Below are 22,666 nucleotides of genomic sequence, written 5' to 3' on the forward strand. Positions count from 1 at the left end.
TTTTTGTAAACGATTAAGGAGAACCCATGCAAAAAGATATACTCGTTATATATTATTCACAAACCGGACAGCTTACCGATATTGTAAAAAATATTGCCCGCCCTTTTGAAGCCAAAAAGGAAGAGTACCGTGTAACGTACTACAACATTACGCTGAAAAAAGACTTCCCTTTTCCGTGGCCGAATGATGTATTCTTCAATACCTTTCCGGAATCTTATCTTCAGATCCCGAGTGAAATTCTGCCGCCGCCGGAAGACGTGGTCAGCAAAAAATTTGATTTGATTATCTTTGGTTATCAGGTTTGGTATTTAACACCTTCCATCCCGATCATTTCATTCCTGAAAAGCGGTTTTGCAGAAAACATCCTGAAAGACACTCCGGTTGTTACCGTTTCGGCAACGAGAAATATGTGGATGTATTCTCAGGAAAAGCTGAAGGTATATTTAAAAAATATGAATGCGAAATTAGTAGGAAATATCGCTTTGGTAGACCGACACGACAATTACACCAGTGTTCTTACGATTCTTCGCTGGCTGACTACCGGAAAAAAAGAAAAATCGGGAATTCTTCCTGCCGCAGGAGTTTCGGATGAAGAAATAAAAGGTTCTGTAAAATACGGGGAAATTATTGAAAAACATTTCAGCAGAAATGATCTGGATACTTTACAGCCTGATCTTGTGAAAAACGGAGCCGTGGAAATCCGCGCTTTTCTGGTAAGAGTGGAAAAAGTGGGAAACAAAATTTTCACCATCTGGTCCAGACTTATCATGAAGAAAAAAGAAAAACGACCATTGCTTATTAAATTCTTTAAGGTATATTTGATGGCGGCGATATGGATTATTTCTCCTATCGTATTGGTTTTACACTTATTAACAACACCTGTTTTCTGGTTTAAAAGAAAGAAACAAAGAGAATATTTACAAGGAATTAATATAAAATAGAATGTACGACGTATTTATAACAAAAGCATCAAAATACCTACCCAATGAGCCGGTTTCTAATGATGAAATGGAAACGTATCTTGGTTATATAAACGGTGCAAAATCTAAAGCAAAAGCTCTGATCTTAAGAAATAATAAAATTACGACAAGATATTATGCTTTAGATAAAGAAGGAAATCCTACACATACCAATGCTCAGATCACAGCCAAAGCAATTGAAGGACTTTTTGACGAAAATTTCAAAAAGGAAGACATGAAATTATTATCCGTAGGAACAACTTCTCCGGATCAGATTCAGCCTTCTCACGCATCCATGGTGCACGGTGAACTGAACATCGGGAAATCTATTGAAATAAATACCGCAACCGGATTGTGTAACTCTGGAATGAATGCTTTGAATTACGGATTTCTTTCTGTAAAAGCTGGAGTTCAGGATAAAGCAGTCTGCGCAGGTTCCGAAAGAATGTCGGCTTGGATGACGGCGGATAAATTCAACCATGAAGCAGAAAACCTCGCTTTACTGGAAGAAAGACCCATCATCGCTTTCAAAAGAGAATTTTTAAGATGGATGCTTTCCGACGGAGCCGGAGCTTTTTTACTTGAAAATAAACCGAGAGAAAACGCAATAAATCTTAAAGTAGAATGGATTGATTTCTATTCTTATGCACACGAGATCGAAGCCTGTATGTATGCAGGTTGCGAAAAGCAGGAAGACGGAAGCCTGAAATCGTGGGCAGATTATCCGTCCGACGAATGGCTGAAACAGTCTATTTTTGCATTGAAACAGGACACGAAAATTTTAGATAAATATATTCTGGTAAAAGGTGCTGAAAGTTTAAGATCATCTTTCGATAAGCATGAACTTGATCCGGAATCAGTCGACCATGTTTTGGCTCATATTTCTTCAGGATATTTTAAAGAAGGGCTTAAAGAAGAATTTGCCAATGTAGGACTGGATTTCCCTTGGGAAAAATGGTATTACAATCTTTCCGAAGTAGGAAATATCGGTGCAGGTTCTATTTTTGTAGCTTTGGAAGAAATAATGAATTCCGGAAAGCTGAAAAAAGGAGAAAAAGTATTGCTTTGTGTTCCTGAAAGCGGAAGATTTGCTTATTCCTGTGCTTTGCTAACGGTTTGCTAATGGAAAACAAATTACCAACCTCCGATCAGGACTTTGTGGAAAGCTTAATTCCGCAGCGATTTCCTTTTGTGATGGTCAACAGCATTTTAGAATATTCAGAAAGCCATCTGATTTCAGGTTTTGAAATTAAAGAAGACAATATTTTTGTTCAGAACGGCATTTTTCAGGCTTCAGGTTTGATAGAACATCAGGCGCAGAGTGTGGCTTTACACACCGGCTATAAATTTTACCTCTTAGGAAAAGAAGCTCCTACAGGATATATCGGAGCCATTAAAACCTTTGAAGCGTATATTTTACCTAAATTGAGCGATACCTTAACTTCCGAAGTTTCTATTATCAATGAAATGATGGGCGTAACTTTAGTAGATATTGTAACAAAGCTGAACGATGAGGTTATTGCAAAATCTCAAATGAAAACGGTTGTAATGTAATGTATACTTAGATAGACCTCATAGGTTTTTGAAACCTATGAGGTCTGGTAAAATAAAATAGAAATTTCAATGAAAATCAAGGAAGAAAACATCATCAATATCCACAACTTTCTCCCGCATCGCGAACCGATGTTAATGACGGACTATATTTTGGAATTGACGAAAGAAAAAGTAATTACTTCCTTCGAAATAAAAGAAGACAACATTTTTGTTCACGATAATGTATTCGTTGAAGCAGGACTCATAGAGAATGCTGCACAAACCTGCTCCTCAATTTTAGGGCAGAGCTTTTTTGAAAATCCGGAAACAGAAACAAAAGTAATTGGCTTCATTACCAACATAAAAAAAATTGAAATATTTACTTTGCCCAAAGTCGGCGATAAAATTATTTCAAAAGCATCATTGGTTTCGCAGTTTGAAAATATCTGTCAGATTTTTTGTGAGACATTCAATGATGATGAATTGCTGATAAGAGCAGAAATTACTCTATTTATTCAGGAAGTAAAAAATTAAGCAATGAAAAAACAAGACCTTCCACAAGACGAAAGCAACTTAAAGTCAGCGAATATGACTGAGGTTTTGTATGTTACAGATGAAAATAACAACTACACGACCGCAAACAGCACCGGCTGGGAAGCTAAAAAAGCTGCTTTGGACGAATCTTTGGCTTTAATTAATGAAAGAATTGAAGAAGCAAGACAAAATGTTGCTAACAATGCAGCAAGCCCGATTGTCTATTTCATGGAGCTGAATAAAATGGATCTGCAGGTTCTTGCAGCCTATGTCGGAATGTGGCAGTGGCGTGTAAAAAGACACGGAAAACCAAAAATATTTAAAACACTAAGCGATTCCGTACTGAAAAAATATGCCGATGCTTTCGGTATTTCGGTGGATGAACTAAAAAACTTCAAGGGTTAAATAATTAGTTTAAAAGTAGAGAGCTGCTTCGCTTGTCATTCTGACGAAGAAAGAACCTCTACAATATGAAAACCAAGTATTTCCCGCGATAAAAAGAGAAGAGACGAATGGAACTTAATTTTGAACATCACCAGACTGCACATTGCGAAAACGGTGTTGCCTCCAATTTATTATTGAATAAAGGACTGAAGCTCAGTGAGCCTATGATCTTCGGAATCGGTTCCGGATTATTTTTTGTGTATTTACCTTTCCTGAAAGTTAATTTTGCTCCGGGTTTCAGCTATCGTCCGATGCCGGGAGCCATTTTCAGCAAAGCCGCAAAAAGACTGGGAATTAAAATCAAAAGAGAAAAATTCTCCAATCCTGCTGAAGCACAAAAAGCTTTGGAAAGAAACCTCAATAATAATATTCCGACAGGTTTACAGGTGGGTGTTTTTAACCTTACTTATTTTCCAGAAGAATATAAATTCCATTTTAACGCTCACAATCTCGTGGTTTACGGAAAAGAAAACGGAAAATTCCTGATCAGCGATCCTGTGATGGATTACACCACAACCCTTACTGAAGCCGAGCTGGAAAAAGTGAGATACGCCAAAGGAGCACTTCCGCCGAAAGGTCATATGTACTACCCTACTTACATTCCGGATCATGTAAATCTGGAAGAAGCCATAAAAAAAGGAATCAAAGACACCTGTAAAAATATGCTGGCTCCGGTTCCTATTATCGGGGTGAAAGCCATGAGATGGGTAGCAAGAAGCATTCCGAAATGGGCAGCCAAAAAAGGTACGAAAACTACCAATCATTATCTGGGACAACTGATCAGAATGCAGGAAGAAATCGGAACCGGCGGCGGCGGATTCAGGTTTATTTACGGTGCATTTTTGCAGGAAGCAGCCGTTATTCTTAAAAACGATGAATTAAGAGAACTTTCTAAAGAAATTACGGCAATTGGTGATCTTTGGAGAGATTTTGCGGTGGATATTGCAAGAGTGTACAAAAACAGGAACTCCAAAAGCGATATTTATAACCAATTATCAAAATCAATGCTTCACATTGCCGATCTGGAAGAAGCTTTTTATAAAAAACTGAGAAAAGCAATATAACGTGGAACATTTCATAGAAATAAAAAATCTCTACAAAAAATATAAAAATGCAGAAGACTTTTCTGTAAACAATATTTCGCTGAGTATTGCCAAAAACGAAATCTACGGAATTCTCGGACCCAACGGCGCAGGAAAGACAACATTGATTTCCATGCTTTCAGGATTGATAAAACCGACTTCCGGACATTTTACAATTGACGGACTTTCGCCACAGAAAAACGGTTTTAGGCTGAGACAAATCATTGGGATTGTTCCACAAGAGTATGCTTTGTACCCGACTTTAACGGCAAGAGAAAATTTAATGTTTTTCGGAAGTCTTTACGGATTGAGTCACAAAAATTTAAAGAATTCGATCACTGAATCTCTGGAAATCATGGGTTTGTCGAAATTTGCAGACAAAAAAGTGGAACAATTTTCCGGAGGAATGAAGCGCCGCTGTAATCTGATTGCAGGAACTCTTCATAACCCGAAAGTTTTGTTTCTGGATGAACCGACCGTTGGTGTGGATGTTCAGTCTAAAAAAGCGATTATCGATTATCTTTTGGATTTAAATAAAAAAGGAACGTGCATCATCTACACTTCCCATCACCTTTCCGAAGCGGAAGAATTCTGTACCAAAATTGCCATCATCGATCATGGTAAAATCCATGCTGTCGGAACACCTGAAGAATTAATCAGTAAGGTTTCCAATGCGGAAAATTTAGAAGACGTTTTTATATCATTAACCGGAAAAGAATTACGAGATGTTGTTGTATAAATTGTGGCGGAGTTTCATCAAGGAGATTCTTTTGCTGAAAAGAGATATCGGAGGAATTGTCATCATTTTTGTGATGCCTTTGCTGTTGATTATTACCATTACTTTAATTCAGGATTCTACCTTTAAAAATCTGGAAGGCACGAAAATTCCGATCATTTTTATTGATAACGACAAATCTGAGATTTCACAAAACATCAAAAAAGAATTCGAAAATGGTAAAACGTTCGAACTTCTTACCAATTTTACGGAAAAATCTGCCGAAAAAGCCGTTTTCGGAGGAGATTATCAGATGGCGATTGTTATTCCGAAAAATTTAACGAAGAACATCAATTCCAATGTAGAATCTAAAGTTCAGACCATTGTCAGTTCGTTTGGGCTTGAAAATGACCCGACATCTGTGAAAGAAAGTCCCGTTAAATCTGATGATATTCATTTATATTTTGATCCGGCAACCAACATCGGGTTCAAAAACAATGTGATGACTGCTGTGAACAAAATGGTTTTTGAGATTGAGAACAAAAAAATTTACAAAGCCTTTCAGGATCAGTTGGGAACTACGGAAGATCTCGGAAAAACTAAAAATTTAATCAATTTTAAAGAAATCACTCCGAAAAAAGGAAAAACAGACATCATGCCGAATTCCGTTCAGCACAATGTTCCGGCTTGGGCGTTGTTTGCGATATTTTTCATTGTCGTTCCTTTATCTATTAACCTTGTAAAAGAAAAAAGCCAGGGAACAAGCGTAAGAGCAAGAATCAGCCCGACTCCCTATTTCGTTCATATTTTAGGAAAAACATTTACGTATCTCATCATCTGTGTCATCCAGTTTTTACTGATGGTTGCTGTGGGAATTTATCTTTTCCCATACATGGATCTTCCGCAATTTGACGTTACCGGAAAAATGTTTCCGCTTATTGTCGTGACTATTTTTGCAGGTTTGGCAGCCATCGGATTTGGTGTACTTTTAGGAACGGTAGCCAATACGCAGGAACAGTCGGCTCCGTTTGGTGCGACTTCTGTGGTGGTTTTGGCAGCGGTCGGCGGAATCTGGGTTCCCGTATTTTTAATGCCTGAATTTATGCAGACCATCGCCAAATTTTCTCCTATGAATTGGGGATTAAATGCTTATTACGACATTATTTTAAGAAACAGCGGAATTGGAGGAATTGCGAAAGAAATCATTTTCCTGTTTTTATTTTATATAGCAATGGTCGCTATTTCATTATTTTATGAAAGAAAACAAAATGCTGTTTAGGATTAACCACTAAGAGCACAAAGTTTTCACAAAGGGCTCAAGCATTTATTGTATGTCCCTTGTGAAACCTATTGTGACCTTTGTGGTAAAAATAATTATAAAACACAAAATGATATGAATGAAAATGAAGTTTCAAAAGTTATCTTTGATGCAGGATTAAAAGTTCATCGCCAACTTGGAGCCGGACTTTTAGAAAGCGCATACTAAGAATGTCTGTACTATGAGTTACAGAAATCCGGATTACTGATAGAAAAACAGAAACCAATGCCATTAATTTATGATGACATAAAACTTGACATTGGCTATAGGATTGATTTATTGGTTGAGAGAAAAGTTGTTGTTGAAATAAAATCCGTAGAATCATTAAATGAAATTCATATTGCTCAAGTTTTAACGTATTTAAAATTAAGCAATTGTAAATTGGGTTTATTGATTAATTTTAACTCAGTTTTATTTAAAAATGGGATTAAAAGATTAATCAACGGAACGATATAAAATTTAGAATATTTATTGTGAACATTGTGTATAACTTTGTGAACTTAGGGGTTTATTCACCACGAAAAACACAAGTTTTTTAACACAGAAAAAGAAAATGTGAAAAATTTATTTTGTGAACCTTGTGAAAACCTTTGTGCCCTTTGTGGTAAAAAAAGAAAACAAAATGCAGTCTAAAGAAAATTTAACTTGTACAGAACAAGTCCGAGTAAGATTCAACGAAACAGATCCGTTGGGAATTGTATGGCACGGACATTATATCGCTTATTTTGAAGACGGAAGAGAAGCTTTCGGAAGACAGCACGGTTTAACGTATCTTGATATTCAGAAAGCGGGATTTGTAACGCCGATTGTAAAAAGCACCTGCGAACATTTTCTGCCTTTAAAATATGGCGAAACGTTCAGGATTGTCACAACTTTCGTCAATTCAAATTCTGCAAAATTGATTTATAAATACGAGCTTTTCAACGAAGAAAATAAATTGGTCTGTTCAGGTGAAACCATTCAGGTTTTTCTGGATTCCGACAACAATTTATGCTTGTATAATCCTGATTTTTTTCAGGAATGGAAAGATAAAATGGGACTCTGATGAAGAAAGAAGTTTACATTACAGACTACAACTGCATCACACCTTTGGGTTTTGATGTTTCTTCAAACTGGAATGCTCTTGTTGAAGGAAAATCTGGTGTAGGTTTACATAAAATCATCGAAAATCAAGAGCCTTTTTATGCTTCGATGATTGATTCTGAAAAATTAGATGAAGAATTTAACAGGTTCTTCAACTCCGCACAGAAATCGGAGAGTCAGAGTTTAGCCAGTGACAACGTGAGCTTTACAAGGCTTGAAAAAATGTTTTTGCTGAGTTTAAAACCTTTGGTTGAAAAACACCCGATTTCAGAAGAAACCGCTTTTATTTTATCTACCACCAAAGGAAATATCAGCTTGTTAAAAAATCAGGAAACATTACCCGAAAGCGTTTTTCTTTCCAATCTAGCACAAAAAATAGCTGATTTTTTCGGATTTCAAACAAAACCGATTGTGGTTTCTAACGCCTGTGTTTCGGGAGTAATGGCAATAAGTGTTGCCAAAAATATGATTCAGGCAGGAAAATATAAAAATGCTTTTGTTATTGCCGGAGACGAAATCTCAGAATTTGTGATTTCAGGCTTCAATTCTTTTCAGGCAATCGGAACCGGTATTTGCAAACCTTATGATAAAAACCGTGACGGAATTAATATTGGCGAAGCGGCAGCCGCGGTTTACATCACTTCAAAACGAGATGAAAACGAAAATTTTAGTTTTAAAATTCTGGGAGACTCTGCTATTAACGATGCAAACCATATTTCCGGACCTTCGAGAACGGGAGACGGATTGTTTGCAAGCATTAAAAACGCCATGACAGAAGCTCAGGTTTCAGCAGAAAAAATAAACTTTATCTCCGCACACGGAACGGCAACCATTTATAATGACGAAATGGAAGCGATCGCTTTCAACAGAATGAATTTACAAAATATCCCTCTAAACAGTTTAAAAGCCTATTACGGACACTGTTTAGGCGCATCGGGATTGCTGGAAAGTATCATTTCCATGGAAAGTGCCTTGAATAAAACTTTAATCCCATCCAAAAATTTTGAAGAAACCGGAACTTCTCAACCTTTGAATATTATCAGAGAAAACCAATCCACAGAAATTAAATATATTCTGAAAACAGCTTCCGGTTTTGGAGGATGCAATGCCGCGATTGTTTTGGAAAAATGCTAGAAATAATTTTGTAATTTTATAAAATTAAAGTTTTAGGAAATGGAATCTACAGTAGACATCAGAAAAAGAATTCACGAATTCATTGATAGTGCAGATGAAAGAATTTTGCGCATTTTCAAAGGAATTATTGATGCTGAAGAGGGAGATCAAGAATTAGAATCTTTAGATTATCCGCAAGTTCCTGATTATGTTTATGATCGGATTGAAGAAGAATGTGAAAAATATATGAAAGGAGAAGTAAAAACATCGAGCTGGGAAGAGGTGAAAGAAAGATTGATGAAAAAATTATGATTTACCACTTTTCTTTATCTCCGAATGCTGAAAATGATTTGTTAGAAGCAGCTCTTTGGTACGAAAATCAACAGACCGGACTTGGTGAAAAATTTATACAAAAAGTTGAATCCTATTTTTTAAGAATTCAAAATCATCCATTTCACTTTCCCTTAAAAAAAGGAAACTTACGTGAGGCTTACATTCAGAAGTTTCCTTATGTGATCATTTATCAAATTATAGGAGATCATATTATTGTTTTTGCTGTTTTCAACACCCATCAAAATCCAACAAAAAAGCCTTAAACTTTATTCATGAAGAAAACAGACATCTGCACCATAGAAAATTCAAAAATAGTACTCAATAATGACATTATTTTTGAAATCCAAACTGAAAATTTTTCAGACTTTGCGAAAGAAGCTTATAAAAGTTTAGCGCTGAATTATCCTAAATTTCATAAAATGGATAACTTAAGCAAACTCGCATTTCTTGTTTCTGAAATGATTTTAAAAGATGAAGATCACAGCAGAACGGCTTTGGTTTTTGCGAACAGATCATCAAGTTTAGACACGGATTTCAAATATCAGGAAAGCATCAATTCTCAGGAAAACTACTTTCCGAGTCCCGCGGTTTTTGTGTATACTTTACCGAATATCTGCGTGGGCGAAATCAGCATCAGACACAAAATGCAGACCGAAAATGCGTTTTTTGTTTTGGATGAATTGGATGAAGAATTTTTAAACAATTATTCAGCACAGCTTTTACAGTCCGGAAAGGCAGATAAAGTATTGTGCGGCTGGGTAGAACTATATCAGGAAAGTTACAAAGCTTTTGTATATTTGCTGACATTATAAATTTGACAATTTGAAAATGCGCTGATTTGAACATGTAAAATCATATCAATAAGGCATAACATTTAATACATTTTCAAATTGTCTCATTAACATATTTTCAAATTAATTTTATGGAAAACTTAAGAGAAGAATTAAAGCACAAAATCATCGAAGTTCTTAATTTAGAAGACGTTGCAGTAGAAGAAATCAAAGATACAGATCCTTTATTCGGTGGAGGTCTTGGTTTGGATTCTATTGATGCGTTGGAACTGATCGTGCTTTTGGATAAAGAATACGGAATAAAATTAGCAGATCCGAAAAAAGGAAAGGAGATTTTTACGTCCATCGAAACCATGGCAAAATTCATCGAAGAAAACAGAACAAAATAATTCAATCTAACAATGTATCAATGCAACAGTCTAGCAATTGGTCAACAGTTACATTGATACATTGATACATTTTGTAAAGATGGGTCAAAAAATTGCCATAACAGGAATGGGCATCATTTCCGCCATTGGAAACAATGTGGAGGAAAATCTGAGTTCGCTGACTTCCGGAAAGCACGGTATTTCAGACATTACTTTGTTTGAAACGCGCCATAAAGGAAATATCAAAACAGGCGAAATCAAATTGTCTAATGAAGAACTTGCCGCAAAACTTCAGCTTCAGGAAGATCATCATGCAACGAGAACTGCTCTGCTGGGAATGACGGCTGCGAAAGAAGCGGTAGAAAGTGCCGGAATTTCAAATATCAATGAATATAAAACGGGACTGATTTCTTCAACCAGTGTTGGAGGAATGGATGTTACCGAAAAATATTTCTATTCCTACGAAGACTTTCCTGAAAAGCAAAAATACATTGACTCACACGACGCAGGAAATTCATCCTTACTAATTGCAGATTATCTTGGATTAAAAGGTATGGTTTCCACCATCAGTACAGCCTGCTCATCGGCAGCAAATGCGATTATGATGGGCGCAAAACTCATTAAAAACGGTATTTTAGACCGGGTAATTGTCGGCGGAACAGATTCTCTTTCAAAATTTACTTTGAACGGTTTCAATACGTTGATGATTCTTACAGATTCTTACAATACGCCTTTCGACAACGACAGAAAAGGTCTGAATCTGGGTGAAGCTGCCGCTTTCATCGTTCTTGAATCGGATGAAGTCGTAAAAAAAGAAAATAAAAAAGTTCTGGGTTATCTTTCGGGATACGGAAATGCCAATGATGCGCATCACCAAACTGCTTCTTCGGAAAACGGACAGGGAGCTTATTTAGCGATGGAAAAAGCATTAAAAGTTTCGGGATTAGATAAAAAAAATATCGATTACATCAACGTTCACGGAACGGCAACACCAAATAACGATTTATCGGAAGGAATTGCAATGATCCGGATTTTCGGGGAAAACAATGTTCCCGAATTTAGTTCTACAAAAGCATTTACAGGTCATACGCTGGCTGCTGCGGCTGGAATTGAAGCCGTCTATTCTCTTTTGGCGATTCAAAATAATATCATTTTCCCGAATCTGAACTTTAAAACAAAAATGGCAGAATTTGATTTAACACCGGTAACGGAACTTAAAGAGAAAAACATCAACCACGTCCTTTCCAATTCGTTTGGTTTTGGAGGAAATTGTTCCACTTTAATTTTCTCAAAATCATGAGTGCCGTTTACATCAACAGTGCAGCCTGTATTTCTGTTCAGGACACTTTAAATGAAGATTTTTTCCGGAATCTCAAACCTGAAAATTCAGTTCAGGTTTTAAAAGCGATTGAACCTATTTACAAAGAATTCATTCCTCCGGCAATGATCCGAAGAATGTCTAAAACGGTAAAAATGAGTTCCGTAGCTTCTCAATATGCTTTAAAAGAAGCAGGAATTGAAAATCCAGATGCGATCATCACAGGAACAGGAATGGGCTGTTCTCAGGATTCGGAAAAGTTTCTGAAAAATGTGCTGGATAATCATGAAGAGTTTCTGACTCCGACTTATTTTATTCAGTCTACTCACAATACGGTTGCAGGACAAATCGCTTTGGGTTTGCAATGTCATGCGTACAATTTCACCTATGTAAATTCTTCTTCATCTTTGGAATTTTCGTTTTTAGACGGAAAATTACAAATCAATGACGGTGAAGCTGAAAACGTTCTGGTTGGTTCCACCGATGAACAGACGGAAAGAGTGATGGAACTGTACAAATTAAATAAAACCATTAAAAAAGAAGAAAATCTTCCCGTTGATTTTCTGAATTCTGAAACTGAAGGTGTTATTTGGGGAGAAGGCGCAAGTTTTTTTGTCTTAGGAAAGGAAAAAACAGAAAGCTCTTACGCTCTATTAAGAGATATTCAGATCACTAACAAACTAGATTTAGAAGAAACTCAGCAGTTTATTGAAAATTTTCTAGCTAAAAATAATTTAACGAATAAAGATATCGATGCGGTTATTTTAGGTTTCAGCGGAGATTCAAAATCGGATGTTTATTATAAAAATGCAATGGGTTTGTTTGAAAATTCGGCTTTGCTGTATTACAAACATTTAAGCGGAGAATTTAATACTGCAAGTGGTTTTTCTACGTTTATTGCTTGTCATATTCTTAAAAATCAGGAGATTCCGGAAGTGATGATGATTAACGATCTTAAAAAAGAAGAAATTAAAAATATTCTGCTTTACAATCATTTAGGAGGAAATGATCACAGTCTGGTTTTGTTGGGGAAAGCTTAAAATTAAAACCTCACAGGTTTTAAAAACCTGTGAGGTTTGAAACTTAAAAAATAAAGAGACATATTGCTTTACAAGTATTGAAGAGGAAATAAACACAGCTTGGTTTTGTTGGAAAAGCATAAAATTAAAACCTCACAGGTTTTTAAAACCTGTGAGGTTTGATTGAAAATAGGCTCAGTTCGCAGGAGTATTCTATTTAGCAAAGAAAAACAGCATAATTATCATTTCGACGAAGGAGAAATCTCTTAATAATCTTAACTTCTAAACTAAAACTTAATGGTTTATTTTAGCGTAAACATTAAGAATATTAATTTGAGATTCTTCATTCCGCTTAGCTCCAATCAGAATGACAGCATGGATACAGATTGTGAATATTTAAACCAAAAATTTAAAGACAATAAAGATGAAGCATTATCTATTTATCCTATTTTATCTTTTCTGCAACGTTTTTATTTTTGCGTTTCACGGAAGTTTTTGGGTGTATCTGTTCTGTTTTTTGCTGTTTTCTGCGCTTGTAATTTGGGGTTCTTTTGATATTGAACTGGGATATTTTGTCAACAGCATTACGCATAAAAGAACGAAAATCAGAGAAGTGGCGCTGACTTTTGATGATGGTCCGACTGAATTCACCCCAAAATTTTTAGATCTTTTAAAAGAAAACGAGGTAAAAGCAACCTTTTTCTGTATCGGAAAACAGATTGAAAAATATCCTGAAACTTTTCAACGGATCATTGCGGAAGGTCATACCGTTGGAAATCATACTCTTTCACATTCTAACAATACCGGATTTTTATCGACTTCAAAGATGGTTGAGGAAATTGAGAAATGTGATGAAGTGATGCTTAAAACTGGAAATTTAAAAACCAATTTGTACAGACCGCCTTTCGGTGTCACCAATCCGAATATTGCCAAAGCCATCAAAAAAACCGGCAAAAAAAGCATCGGATGGAACGTCCGTTCTCTTGATACGATGACAGAAGATGAGAAAAAAATCTACCAGAAAGTAACGAAAAATTTAAAAAAAGGAAGCATTGTACTTCTTCACGATACTTCACAAAAAACGTACAATGTTTTGGAGGATTTATTAGTATTTTTGAAGCAGAAAAATTATTCAACTTTTACAATTGATAAATTTGAAAACCACTAAGTCCACAAGGATTTCACCTAGAACACAAGAATTATTAATAAATATTCTTTAATAGTGTTCGTTGTGAAACCCCTGTCATCCTTGTGGTTAAATTTAAAAGACGTTAAACAATGATTAAAAATATAGCTTTAAGCACTCTTTTATTAATTTCGACTTTTGTCTTTGCTCAAAACACGGCAATGTCGGGAGCGGAAGCGAAAGCATTTGTAACTAAAGTTTCATCGGAAACCAAAGAAATAAAAACGTTACAGGCAGATTTTATCCAGACCAAAAAGATGGATTTTTTGGATAAGAACATTGTCACCTACGGAAGAATGTCTCTGAAAACACCGAATATGTTGAGTTGGAAGTACACAAAACCCTATCAATACAGTATTGTTTTTAAAGACAACAAAATATTGATTAATGATCAGGGTAAAAAATCTTCAGTGGATGCAAAAAGCAAAACATTTGAAAAAATCAACAAACTTATTGTCGGAAGTTCAAACGGACAGATGTTCAATGATCCGGAATTCTCTGTTTCTTACCTGAAGAATGCGACTTCAAACATTGCTAAATTCACTCCAAAATCGGCTCAGCTTCTGAAATATATCAAGCAGATCGAGCTTCATTTTCCGAAAAATAAATCCACGGTTTCACAGGTTAATATGACGGAAGCTTCGGGAGACACCACGAATATTGTTTTCAAAAACACCAAGATCAATGCGCCTGTTGCAGCTTCGGAATTTAGCTTATAGCCTGATTTTCATTCTGTTTACATCGTGTAAAACGTACACGCTAACTGCTGTAAAACCGATTCCGTCTTCTGAAAAAACGGTGGAAAATTTATATTTTTCATCCAAAGAAGATTATGTGTATAAATGTCAGATGGATATTTATAAAAATCATGTGAGCGGAATTTTAATTATCAAAAAAATCAGCGAAACGACCCATCGTGTGGTTCTGACTTCTGATTTTGGGAATAAACTGATTGATTTTGAGATTTCTGAGGATGATTTTAAGCTGAATTATGTTCTTCCGGATCTGGATAAGAAAATCGTGATTAATTTTTTAAGGAATGATTTTCAGCAGCTTCTGAAGCAGAAATATCCGGTAACAGAAAGTTTTGAAAACGAAAATTCTAAGATTTACCTTTCTAAAATGGATAAGAAGGGGTATTATTTGTTCTTCAACAAAGAAAATAATCTGTTAAAACAAATCGTTTATACGAAAAACAAGAAGGAAAAGATCGATTTTACATTTGATGCAAAGAAAAATACGTTTGCAGACAGTCTTAATTTACAACATAAAGATTTTAAAATCAATATAAAACTATTCCAGATCACCGAAAACCAATAACCTTACATGAAAACAAAGATTTTTGCCTTGCTGATTCTGATCTCCGGATTTTTATCAGCCCTGGTTACTTTCAATCCCGGAATAAGAGCGGGAGTAAATTTTGCCAATCTTACGAACCGAAGCAATGAAACCTTTTATCTCCATGAAGATGAAAATCCGGAAAAAGTAATTCATACAAGCCTGAAAACGATAACCGATTTTTATATTGGATTACAGGGAAACATTAGATTTACAGAACGTTATGCTTTGCAACCGGAAGTTAACTATTCCAGACAGGGAACCAATTTACAGTACACTACAGAAAACGGAGTTCTTCCGGAAAAAAGACTGCATTACAATTTTATCGGAGTACAGCTTACAAACAAAATTTATATCAAAAATTTCAGTGTTTTTGCCGGTCCGTTTCTGGATTTGGCTGTCGGCGAAAACAATTCCGGACTCGATCTTGGTTTTTCAGGGGGTCTTGGTTATGATATTTTTAAAAATCTGGGGATTGAAGTAAGAATTAAAAAAGGTTTTGCGTCGATGCTGGATCACGAAAATTCCTCCTTCCTGTTTTCCAATTCAAATATGGTTTTTCAGATTGGCGGTTATTACACGTTCCATTTTAAGAAATAGAATTGATGTTGATGACCAAAACCATTTTCTTTTCCTTTCAAAAAAACATATCTTCGCGAAGGTTTAAATACTAAATTTTTTGAAATTTTAAAATTCAGAAAAAGATTTCAAACAACTGAAACAGAATACATCATGCAGACAATACTTACAGACTTTTATACGTTACAATCCTACGAAAAGACGGAAAACGGAAGCTTTACCGCTCAGATTTCCCTGAATAAAGATCACGATATTTTTAAGGGACATTTTCCGGGAAATCCTGTAACACCGGGAGTTTGTATGATGCAGATCGTGAAGGAACTTACGGAAGAATTCACAGGATCTTCATTATTCTTAAAAACGGCATCGAATGTAAAGTTCATGGCAATCATCAATCCTTTTGAAACGCCTGATCTTAAAATTCAGCTTGATATCACTGAAAATGAACAAGATGTAAAAGTAAAGAACACGACTTCTTTTGGCGAGACTATTGCATTAAAAATGTCGGTAAATTATCAAAAATTGACAAAATGAAATTAATTTTTTCGTTCATCACCGCTTTTATGCTTGTTTTTCAGTCGGGTCTTGAATCTTTGAGAGAAAGCTACGCCAAAGCCAGCAGTTCCAATGCAAACACAGAAGCATTCATCAGTTTAGCTGAAAAAACTTCAGGATCGGATGCAGCCATTCAGGGATACAAAGCAGCGGCGCAGATTATGGAGGCAAAAATTTCCAAAAACAACAGGAAAGCTTTGGTAAAATCGGGAGCAACCAATCTTGAAGCGGTTATTAAAAGCAATCCGAATAATGCTGAATTAAGACTGATCCGCATAAGCGTTCAGGAAAACATTCCGAAAATCGTCGGATACAGAGGAAGTCTTAAAGATGATAAGGTATTTCTAATCAATAATTACAGCAAACAGAATTCAGCTTTAAAAAGTTATATTAAAAAATTTGCAGCACAGTCTAAAACCATGACGGAGACTGAAAAGTTAAATTTTAAATAAAACACTATTAACCAACTATTTACATGAACCTTTCCGAAGTACGAAATGCAATCTCTGAAAAGAAAATTTGTGTTTTAATTCCTACTTATAACAATGAAAAAACTCTGAAAAGGGTAATCGATGGTGTTCTGGATTATACGGAAGACATTATTATTGTAAATGACGGTTCTACGGATTCTACGAGAGAAATTTTAAGAAGTTATTCGCAGATCGAAGTCATTGATTTACCGGAGAATAAAGGAAAAGGAAATGGTTTAAAAATTGGCTTTAGAAAGGCTAAAGAACTCGGTTATCATTACGCCATTACGATTGATTCCGACGGACAGCATTATCCGGATGACATTCCTGTTTTTGTGGAGGCTTTGCTGAATGAAAAGGAAGATGTTTTATTGATTGGGAACCGAAATATGTCTCAGGACGGAATTCCGAAGAAAAGCAGTTTCGGAAACCGTTTTTCTAATTTCTGGTTCTGGTTTGAAACCGGAATCAAGCTTGAAGACACCCAATCTGGTTATCGATTATATCCTTTACACAAAATTCCCAAGAAATATTTTACACCAAAATTTGAATTTGAAATTGAAATTATTGTAAGAACTGCGTGGAGACACGTTCCGGTAAAAAATGTTCCGGTGAAGGTGCTTTACGATCCCGCGGAAAGAGTTTCTCATTTCAGACCTTTTAAAGATTTTACGAGGATCAGTATTCTGAATACTATTCTGGTTACCATCACTTTACTTTATATTATTCCGCGAAACTTCGTGAATAATTTCAAAAAAAAAAGCATTAAAAGATTCATAAAAGAAGATGTTCTGGAAAGTGACGGAAGCAACAGGATTAAAGCCTTTTCGATTGCTCTGGGCGTTTTTGTGGGCTTTTCTCCGTTCTGGGGATTTCATACGCTGATTGTAATTTCTCTGGCTGTATTATTCAAACTAAATAAAGTACTTGCCTTTTTTGCATCCAATGTAAGTTTACCTCCTTTTATACCGTTTATCATTGCGGCATCCCTGTTTTTAGGTTCTCCTTTTGTACATGGAGACAGCAATATTTTCAGTCAGGAACTGAACTTCGATCTGGTAAAAAATAATCTTTTGCAGTACGTTATCGGAAGTTTTATTCTGGCAACTTCAGCCTCTGCAATTTTAGGGGTAGCAACTTTTCTTTTCCTGAATAAAGTAAGTCCTGATACAGATTAAACTCCTTATTTCAGTTTTTTCACTGTTTTTCTCAGATATTTTTCCACATTTTTTCTATCCGGAACGGTGGTAATTTCTTTGGTTAAAGCCTTTTCAAATTCTGTTTTTGCTTTGGCATATTCTTTCTTGCTAAAATAATATTTTCCTGCCTGAAAATAAACGAGCCAGAAATCAGGATTTAAAGATTGATAATGGGGCAGAAAATCGTCGGTAAGCAAAACATCTCCTTCAATTCCCTTTTCTACTTCTCCACTCATCATTTTGTACTGTTCGTAATTTTTAAATTCCGGAGAGTCGAGAAAAGGATCTTTTGCAATATTCAGTTCAGATTTTGCAAACGCACCACTTTTTAATCTTTTATCCGAAAAAATTTCATTCAGATCATAACAGACAAATTCTCCTAACTGATAAGGATTCGCAGAAACCCAGACTAATTTTTTCTGTGGTGAAAAAATTACAGCATGATGCGCAATAAGCTGATTGATGGCTTTTTCGTTTCCAAACCCTATCTTCTCTCCTTTCAAGCCGGATTTGTCTCTTAAAATCACAGCCATTTTTTCGGGATTCAGCTTTTTATTTTCTGCTAAAAATTCCTGCAGCTTTTCGTAGCGGTATTCTGAATGACTTTCCGCAATATGTTCCAGATTTCTTTTATCATTTTTATAAGCCTCTGATTGAAAATGATTGGTACATAAAACACGGCTCGTATTTTTCACTTTGTAAACACCAAAATTATCCGGAGAAACCTCAATAATTACTGCATTCTTATCATTCGCGCTTCCGACCAGAATAGATTCCGAGACGAAGACTTTTCTCTTTTTGGCAATGGCAATTGCTTCATCAATGGTTCTGGCATATTGTAAAATTTCTCTTGTCACCAGAGAAATCGGTGTTTTTGCGGTCAATGGAATTTTAGATTTTCCGGCATTAATGGTAACGGTAATCCCTTCTTTGTTCATCCCTGAAACTACACCGATCATTCCTGCCCAAGTCACAGAAAGATAAGGGATTCCGTCTTCGGGCTGAACGAATTCAATGATTTTATTTTTAGCAAAATCGTCTCCCACGTAAAAGTCGAAATTTCTTCCAATAAGCAGATCTCCGTCTTCTGTATTTTCATTCCAGACCGCAAGAGAAGTACAGCCCACCATCATTAAATCCTGCATGGCATGACCAATGTCGTGCGCACCGTGGAGATACATACTTCGCAGAAACTTTGGTGCGATAAAATTATATTTGTCCGAAGAATATTGAGACATTCCGTAGATTTCTGCCTGAAAATTCTCCCTTACATTGAGATACATTTTACGGTTATACCATTTCAGGAAACCTCTCAGTAAATTTTGTTTAAACTTTGACGGGACAAATCCTTCAATTTTGGAAAAGAAAATTTCTTCCTGTTTCTGCATCAGATTTTGGGTTAAAGCTCCGTTATTGTAACCTAATTGCAGAGGATTTCCCTGAATATACAGTTCCCAGATCTGCTGCTTATTTTTTGTTAAATAATTCTGATTAAAACTAAAAGTGGAATCGTTTATTTTGTTAACCTTCGGAACATCAAGCGAATATTGTTTTACATCGGGAATATGTTTGATGGATTTTCTTATTCCGCAAGAGTTGAGGAAAAGGATAAGGTTTAGACTGAGAAAAATTAAGATTAGAGATCCGCTACTTCGAAAACATTGAATCTTGTCATTCTGACGAAGCAAGAATCTCAAAAAAAACAATTTAGATTTTTCACTCCATTTCATTTCGTTCCGGATGACAACAAACGGTATATCATTTTCGCTATTTTTCACCTTTATTTTTATTAATCAGTTGTGTTAATCTTTCATCAATAAGCTCTTTTCCGAGAATTTCTGCGCAGGTATTGAATGCGCCGATCGTACAGCCCAAAATTCCGTGCATATTGACGGATTGTCCCGTAAGAAAGAGATTGTCGATTTTCGTGCGTGGAGAAACCATTGTTTTCAGAGGATTTTCGGAACTTTTCATGTAGCCGTACATATTTCCGTTAAAACTTCCGATATAATCGCGATAAGATAATGGTGAAGACGTATAAAAACGCTTAACCGATTTTCTTAAATCAGGGAATTTCTTTTCTAAAGCGTCGATCATTTTTTCAGCTTTTTCCAGCTTAAATTTTTCATACAATGCTCCTCTTTCGTTTTCGTCTGCAACAGTGTTAAAGGTTTCTTTCCATGCTTCCACTTCCTGAAAATCCATGTAGGAAATAGCAGTAAGACTTTCTGCGAAACCGGGATTATTTCTTGATTCTGTGGAAGAAAGCATATACGTTTCAGGCCATTTTTCTTTTTGATAACGATGGGCATTCCAGACCATTTCCTCATTGGTAAAATGGTAAATATTATAATTAAAATTCTTAAAAGATTGCGGTTTCATCACGAGATAAACACTGAAACATGACGGAACCGGTTCCCAGCTTATAATTCTGTTGATGAATGATTTTTTAAGCCTTTCTTCACCAAGAAGTTTCAGGGTTGTACGAATTTCAATATTTGAAATGAATTTTTTTGCAAAATATCCTTTTCCTCCTGAAGTTTTTACTCCTGATAAAATATTGTTTTCATTAAAAATAAATTCGGAAACTTCAGCATGTTTGTGTACTTCCGCTCCATATTCACGAAGCCTGCGAATCAGAAGTTTTGAAATCTGGCTTCCTCCTTTTATGCATTTGTAAGCACTTTGAATATAAGAATTTACAGTAAGTGCATGAACGTAAAACGGAACGTTTTCAGAATCTCCTGCGTATAAAAAATTAGAACCCAATAAAACGGACTGGAGCTGTTTATTCGAGGTTAAAGATTCAATAAATCTTTTGGTATTTAAGTGAAGAATTTCCTCGTTATAATTGTCTTTTCCCACAAGATTATATCTGGGAAACTGACTGCAAACTCTCTGAATTTCTTCACAATAGTCTTCTAAATTGTCTTTTTCTTCAGGAAAGTATTTTGATAACTGTTCAACAAAATTCCTGTAGCCTTGTGCGTGAGGATATTCGGTTTCATCGTCTCCGAAAGTAATTTTGTCGTAGCCGTTCTCATCCATCTTATGAAGCTGGAGTTCGTTCATAATTTCCAGATAGGAAAAATACTGATGAAGGTTCTGCCCTTCGGAAAGTCCGCCGAGATAATGAACTCCGGTATCGAAAATGAGTTTGTCGCGGGAAAAGGTCTGTAAATTTCCGCCGTACTGGTTGTTTTTCTCCAGAACACATACCTTTAAGCCTTCCTTCGCCAGAACAAGCGCAGAAACAAGACCGCCCAATCCGCTGCCGATTACGAGTATGTCGAACGTTTTTTTCAAGGAGGAAAGTGTCTTTAATGATTTTGAATTTTAAAACGCAAAGCCCACAAAGATTTTTCTTAATCGCTTCCTGTTTTTAGGTTCGCAAAACGAAGTTTCGCCGAATCCAATGAATCAATCATAAAATTGAGGCAAAGGCGTTAACACTCAGCAAAGATAAAAGGAAACTCAGGACTTTATTTTAAATCTCTAAATCATTTAATGTTTGAGTTAAATATTAGTTTTCTGAAGGTAAAAGTAGGAAATTTAATTAATATCGTCCCAAAAATCAAAATAATTGAACCATTGAAGCGGATATTTTCGGATCATGGATTCGAGATTTTGGGTATAGGAATTCAAAAGTCCCTGTGCATCTCGTTTTTTGACGTTTTGGGCAACTCTTGCGTATAAGTGGTAATGCAGATTTTTTTCTTTCATCACATACACATATACAACGGGAACGCCTAATCTGGAAGCAATGAGAAAAGGTCCTGCAGGAAATTTTGCTGTTTTACCTAGCAATTCGCCCTCTAAAAATTTAGAACCTTCAAAATAACGGTCTCCGGTAAAGCAAATGAGCTCGTTTTTAGACAAGGCTTCATTGATGTCGAAAATATGGGACATATCTTCTTTCACGTAAATAAATTTAATGCTGCTCGCTTTTACGGAAACACTTTCAAGATATTCTTTGATGACTGTAACTTCCTGATCTGTTGTCACTAAGTTGATCTGACAGTCGAAATCGATATCGGCAAAAAAATGTTCGGCAATTTCAAAATTTCCGATGTGCGCACTGATGAGAACTCCTCCTTTTTTTTCGGCTAAAAGATTTCTGAGGTTTTCGATGCCATCAAATTCGTAGGTATATTTATCGCGCAATCCTGCTGAAATAGCAGTTTTATCAATAAGCACGGTTCCGAAAGTGAAATAGCTTTTGAATAAAGAAATTTTTGTTTTCCAGAAGCCATACTTCAGTCTTTCTGAAAAATAATAACGGTAGTACTTGTTGCTGTTTTTTTCGAACAAAAAATAGTAGAATGCAACAAAGTAAAGCACCACATATGAACTTCTGATCCCGATATTTCTAATGCACCAGACGAAAATTTTATAGCCCAGAATCGTCCCTTTAGATTTACCTTTCCATTTGTTCATATTTTTTGTTCTTAACGCAAAGAAGCTAAATCAATTATACACTTTTTTCAGTAATCTTATTTTCGATCACGGTATAAAAGTCGTTAAAAGTCACTATATTTTTGAAGTCTGCTTCGCCTAATTTCACTCCGAAATTAGATTCGATAACTACCACAAGATCAATATAATCTAAGCTGTCTAAACCCAGCGTTTTTTTAAAGTTTGCATCATTGCTTATTTCATCGCCGTCTACTTCAAATTCGTTGATTAAAAAGTCGTTGGCAACAGCAACAATTTTTTCCCTTTCCATGTT

General features: G+C 35.7%; 29 protein-coding genes. 25 read left to right on the forward strand and 4 right to left on the reverse strand.

Annotated elements, in window-relative coordinates:
• Nucleotides 1–26 precede the first annotated feature (26 nt).
• From KKI44_RS12100 to KKI44_RS12215, 25 genes are all read left to right on the forward strand, one after another.
• Nucleotides 27–941, forward strand: coding sequence for a dialkylrecorsinol condensing enzyme DarA (locus KKI44_RS12100; protein WP_214587506.1), 915 nt, complete (start codon nucleotides 27–29; stop codon nucleotides 939–941).
• 1 nt (nucleotide 942) lies between these two features.
• Nucleotides 943–2,082 carry a beta-ketoacyl-ACP synthase III gene (locus tag KKI44_RS12105; RefSeq protein WP_214587507.1) on the forward strand — a complete coding sequence of 380 codons (1,140 nt, stop codon included), beginning with the start codon at nucleotides 943–945 and terminating at the stop codon, nucleotides 2,080–2,082.
• The gene (locus KKI44_RS12110) at nucleotides 2,082–2,513 is read left to right on the forward strand and encodes a hypothetical protein (RefSeq protein WP_214587508.1); all 432 of its coding nucleotides are present in this window, start codon (nucleotides 2,082–2,084) and stop codon (nucleotides 2,511–2,513) included. The genes KKI44_RS12105 and KKI44_RS12110 overlap by 1 nt, the downstream gene beginning before the upstream one ends.
• Nucleotides 2,514–2,582: 69 nt before the next feature.
• Nucleotides 2,583–3,026: an ABC transporter permease gene (locus KKI44_RS12115; protein ID WP_214587509.1), complete on the forward strand. Its 444-nt coding sequence runs from the start codon at nucleotides 2,583–2,585 to the stop codon at nucleotides 3,024–3,026.
• 3 nt (nucleotides 3,027–3,029) lie between these two features.
• Nucleotides 3,030–3,431 (forward strand): hypothetical protein, encoded by a 402-nt coding sequence (locus KKI44_RS12120; RefSeq protein WP_214587510.1) that lies wholly within the window; start codon nucleotides 3,030–3,032, stop codon nucleotides 3,429–3,431.
• Nucleotides 3,432–3,538: 107 nt separating this feature from the next.
• Nucleotides 3,539–4,534 (forward strand): BtrH N-terminal domain-containing protein, encoded by a 996-nt coding sequence (locus KKI44_RS12125; RefSeq protein WP_214587511.1) that lies wholly within the window; start codon nucleotides 3,539–3,541, stop codon nucleotides 4,532–4,534.
• 1 nt (nucleotide 4,535) lies between these two features.
• The gene (locus KKI44_RS12130; RefSeq protein WP_214587512.1) at nucleotides 4,536–5,291 is read left to right on the forward strand and encodes an ABC transporter ATP-binding protein; all 756 of its coding nucleotides are present in this window, start codon (nucleotides 4,536–4,538) and stop codon (nucleotides 5,289–5,291) included.
• Entirely contained in the window at nucleotides 5,278–6,546 is a 1,269-nt protein-coding gene (locus tag KKI44_RS12135; protein ID WP_214587513.1) for an ABC transporter permease, read from the forward strand. The genes KKI44_RS12130 and KKI44_RS12135 overlap by 14 nt, the downstream gene beginning before the upstream one ends.
• Before the next feature lie 114 nt (nucleotides 6,547–6,660).
• Nucleotides 6,661–6,753: a GxxExxY protein gene (locus tag KKI44_RS22855; RefSeq protein ID WP_250902059.1), complete on the forward strand. Its 93-nt coding sequence runs from the start codon at nucleotides 6,661–6,663 to the stop codon at nucleotides 6,751–6,753.
• Nucleotides 6,754–6,810: 57 nt separating this feature from the next.
• The gene (locus KKI44_RS22860) at nucleotides 6,811–7,041 is read left to right on the forward strand and encodes a GxxExxY protein (RefSeq protein ID WP_410492746.1); all 231 of its coding nucleotides are present in this window, start codon (nucleotides 6,811–6,813) and stop codon (nucleotides 7,039–7,041) included.
• A gap of 166 nt (nucleotides 7,042–7,207) precedes the next feature.
• On the forward strand, nucleotides 7,208–7,630 hold the full coding sequence (locus KKI44_RS12145; protein WP_214587514.1) for an acyl-CoA thioesterase: 423 nt from the start codon (nucleotides 7,208–7,210) through the stop codon (nucleotides 7,628–7,630).
• The gene (locus tag KKI44_RS12150) at nucleotides 7,630–8,802 is read left to right on the forward strand and encodes a beta-ketoacyl synthase N-terminal-like domain-containing protein (protein WP_214587515.1); all 1,173 of its coding nucleotides are present in this window, start codon (nucleotides 7,630–7,632) and stop codon (nucleotides 8,800–8,802) included. Before KKI44_RS12145 ends, KKI44_RS12150 begins: the two co-directional genes overlap by 1 nt.
• A 39-nt stretch (nucleotides 8,803–8,841) precedes the next feature.
• Nucleotides 8,842–9,093, forward strand: coding sequence for a hypothetical protein (locus tag KKI44_RS12155; protein ID WP_214587516.1), 252 nt, complete (start codon nucleotides 8,842–8,844; stop codon nucleotides 9,091–9,093).
• The gene (locus KKI44_RS12160; protein WP_214587517.1) at nucleotides 9,090–9,377 is read left to right on the forward strand and encodes a type II toxin-antitoxin system RelE/ParE family toxin; all 288 of its coding nucleotides are present in this window, start codon (nucleotides 9,090–9,092) and stop codon (nucleotides 9,375–9,377) included. Before KKI44_RS12155 ends, KKI44_RS12160 begins: the two co-directional genes overlap by 4 nt.
• A 9-nt stretch (nucleotides 9,378–9,386) precedes the next feature.
• Complete coding sequence (locus KKI44_RS12165; RefSeq protein WP_214587518.1) at nucleotides 9,387–9,926, forward strand: 3-oxoacyl-ACP synthase; 540 nt, start codon at nucleotides 9,387–9,389, stop codon at nucleotides 9,924–9,926.
• Between the two features lie 110 nt (nucleotides 9,927–10,036).
• Nucleotides 10,037–10,294, forward strand: a complete 258-nt coding sequence (locus KKI44_RS12170) for a phosphopantetheine-binding protein (protein WP_076396292.1) — start codon at nucleotides 10,037–10,039, stop codon at nucleotides 10,292–10,294.
• 79 nt (nucleotides 10,295–10,373) lie between these two features.
• Nucleotides 10,374–11,573, forward strand: coding sequence for a beta-ketoacyl-[acyl-carrier-protein] synthase family protein (locus tag KKI44_RS12175; protein WP_214587519.1), 1,200 nt, complete (start codon nucleotides 10,374–10,376; stop codon nucleotides 11,571–11,573).
• Entirely contained in the window at nucleotides 11,570–12,631 is a 1,062-nt protein-coding gene (locus tag KKI44_RS12180; protein ID WP_214587520.1) for a beta-ketoacyl synthase N-terminal-like domain-containing protein, read from the forward strand. Before KKI44_RS12175 ends, KKI44_RS12180 begins: the two co-directional genes overlap by 4 nt.
• 403 nt (nucleotides 12,632–13,034) lie before the next feature.
• Entirely contained in the window at nucleotides 13,035–13,778 is a 744-nt protein-coding gene (locus KKI44_RS12185) for a polysaccharide deacetylase family protein (protein WP_214587521.1), read from the forward strand.
• A gap of 110 nt (nucleotides 13,779–13,888) precedes the next feature.
• Complete coding sequence (locus KKI44_RS12190; RefSeq protein ID WP_214587522.1) at nucleotides 13,889–14,515, forward strand: LolA family protein; 627 nt, start codon at nucleotides 13,889–13,891, stop codon at nucleotides 14,513–14,515.
• Nucleotides 14,481–15,116: a hypothetical protein gene (locus KKI44_RS12195; protein WP_214587523.1), complete on the forward strand. Its 636-nt coding sequence runs from the start codon at nucleotides 14,481–14,483 to the stop codon at nucleotides 15,114–15,116. Before KKI44_RS12190 ends, KKI44_RS12195 begins: the two co-directional genes overlap by 35 nt.
• 6 nt (nucleotides 15,117–15,122) lie before the next feature.
• Nucleotides 15,123–15,734: an outer membrane beta-barrel protein gene (locus tag KKI44_RS12200; RefSeq protein ID WP_214587524.1), complete on the forward strand. Its 612-nt coding sequence runs from the start codon at nucleotides 15,123–15,125 to the stop codon at nucleotides 15,732–15,734.
• Between the two features lie 132 nt (nucleotides 15,735–15,866).
• Nucleotides 15,867–16,247: a 3-hydroxyacyl-ACP dehydratase gene (locus KKI44_RS12205; RefSeq protein ID WP_214587525.1), complete on the forward strand. Its 381-nt coding sequence runs from the start codon at nucleotides 15,867–15,869 to the stop codon at nucleotides 16,245–16,247.
• Nucleotides 16,244–16,720: a hypothetical protein gene (locus KKI44_RS12210; RefSeq protein WP_214587526.1), complete on the forward strand. Its 477-nt coding sequence runs from the start codon at nucleotides 16,244–16,246 to the stop codon at nucleotides 16,718–16,720. Before KKI44_RS12205 ends, KKI44_RS12210 begins: the two co-directional genes overlap by 4 nt.
• Before the next feature lie 23 nt (nucleotides 16,721–16,743).
• Nucleotides 16,744–17,916, forward strand: coding sequence for a DUF2062 domain-containing protein (locus KKI44_RS12215; RefSeq protein ID WP_214587527.1), 1,173 nt, complete (start codon nucleotides 16,744–16,746; stop codon nucleotides 17,914–17,916).
• A gap of 5 nt (nucleotides 17,917–17,921) precedes the next feature.
• Here the strand turns inward: KKI44_RS12215 and KKI44_RS12220 are convergent, their stop codons facing one another.
• The 4 genes from KKI44_RS12220 to KKI44_RS12235 form a co-directional block, all read right to left on the reverse strand.
• Nucleotides 17,922–19,715, reverse strand: coding sequence for a C45 family autoproteolytic acyltransferase/hydolase (locus tag KKI44_RS12220; protein WP_250902060.1), 1,794 nt, complete (start codon nucleotides 19,713–19,715; stop codon nucleotides 17,922–17,924).
• On the reverse strand, nucleotides 19,705–21,243 hold the full coding sequence (locus KKI44_RS12225; protein ID WP_214587528.1) for a phytoene desaturase family protein: 1,539 nt from the start codon (nucleotides 21,241–21,243) through the stop codon (nucleotides 19,705–19,707). The genes KKI44_RS12220 and KKI44_RS12225 overlap by 11 nt, the downstream gene beginning before the upstream one ends.
• Nucleotides 21,244–21,489: 246 nt before the next feature.
• Nucleotides 21,490–22,374 (reverse strand): lipid A biosynthesis acyltransferase, encoded by an 885-nt coding sequence (locus tag KKI44_RS12230; protein ID WP_214587529.1) that lies wholly within the window; start codon nucleotides 22,372–22,374, stop codon nucleotides 21,490–21,492.
• 34 nt (nucleotides 22,375–22,408) lie between these two features.
• Complete coding sequence (locus KKI44_RS12235) at nucleotides 22,409–22,663, reverse strand: acyl carrier protein (RefSeq protein ID WP_214587530.1); 255 nt, start codon at nucleotides 22,661–22,663, stop codon at nucleotides 22,409–22,411.
• Nucleotides 22,664–22,666: the final 3 nt, after the last annotated feature.

The organism is Chryseobacterium sp. ZHDP1 (genome assembly GCF_018603435.1).
Taxonomy (GTDB): domain Bacteria; phylum Bacteroidota; class Bacteroidia; order Flavobacteriales; family Weeksellaceae; genus Chryseobacterium; species Chryseobacterium indicum.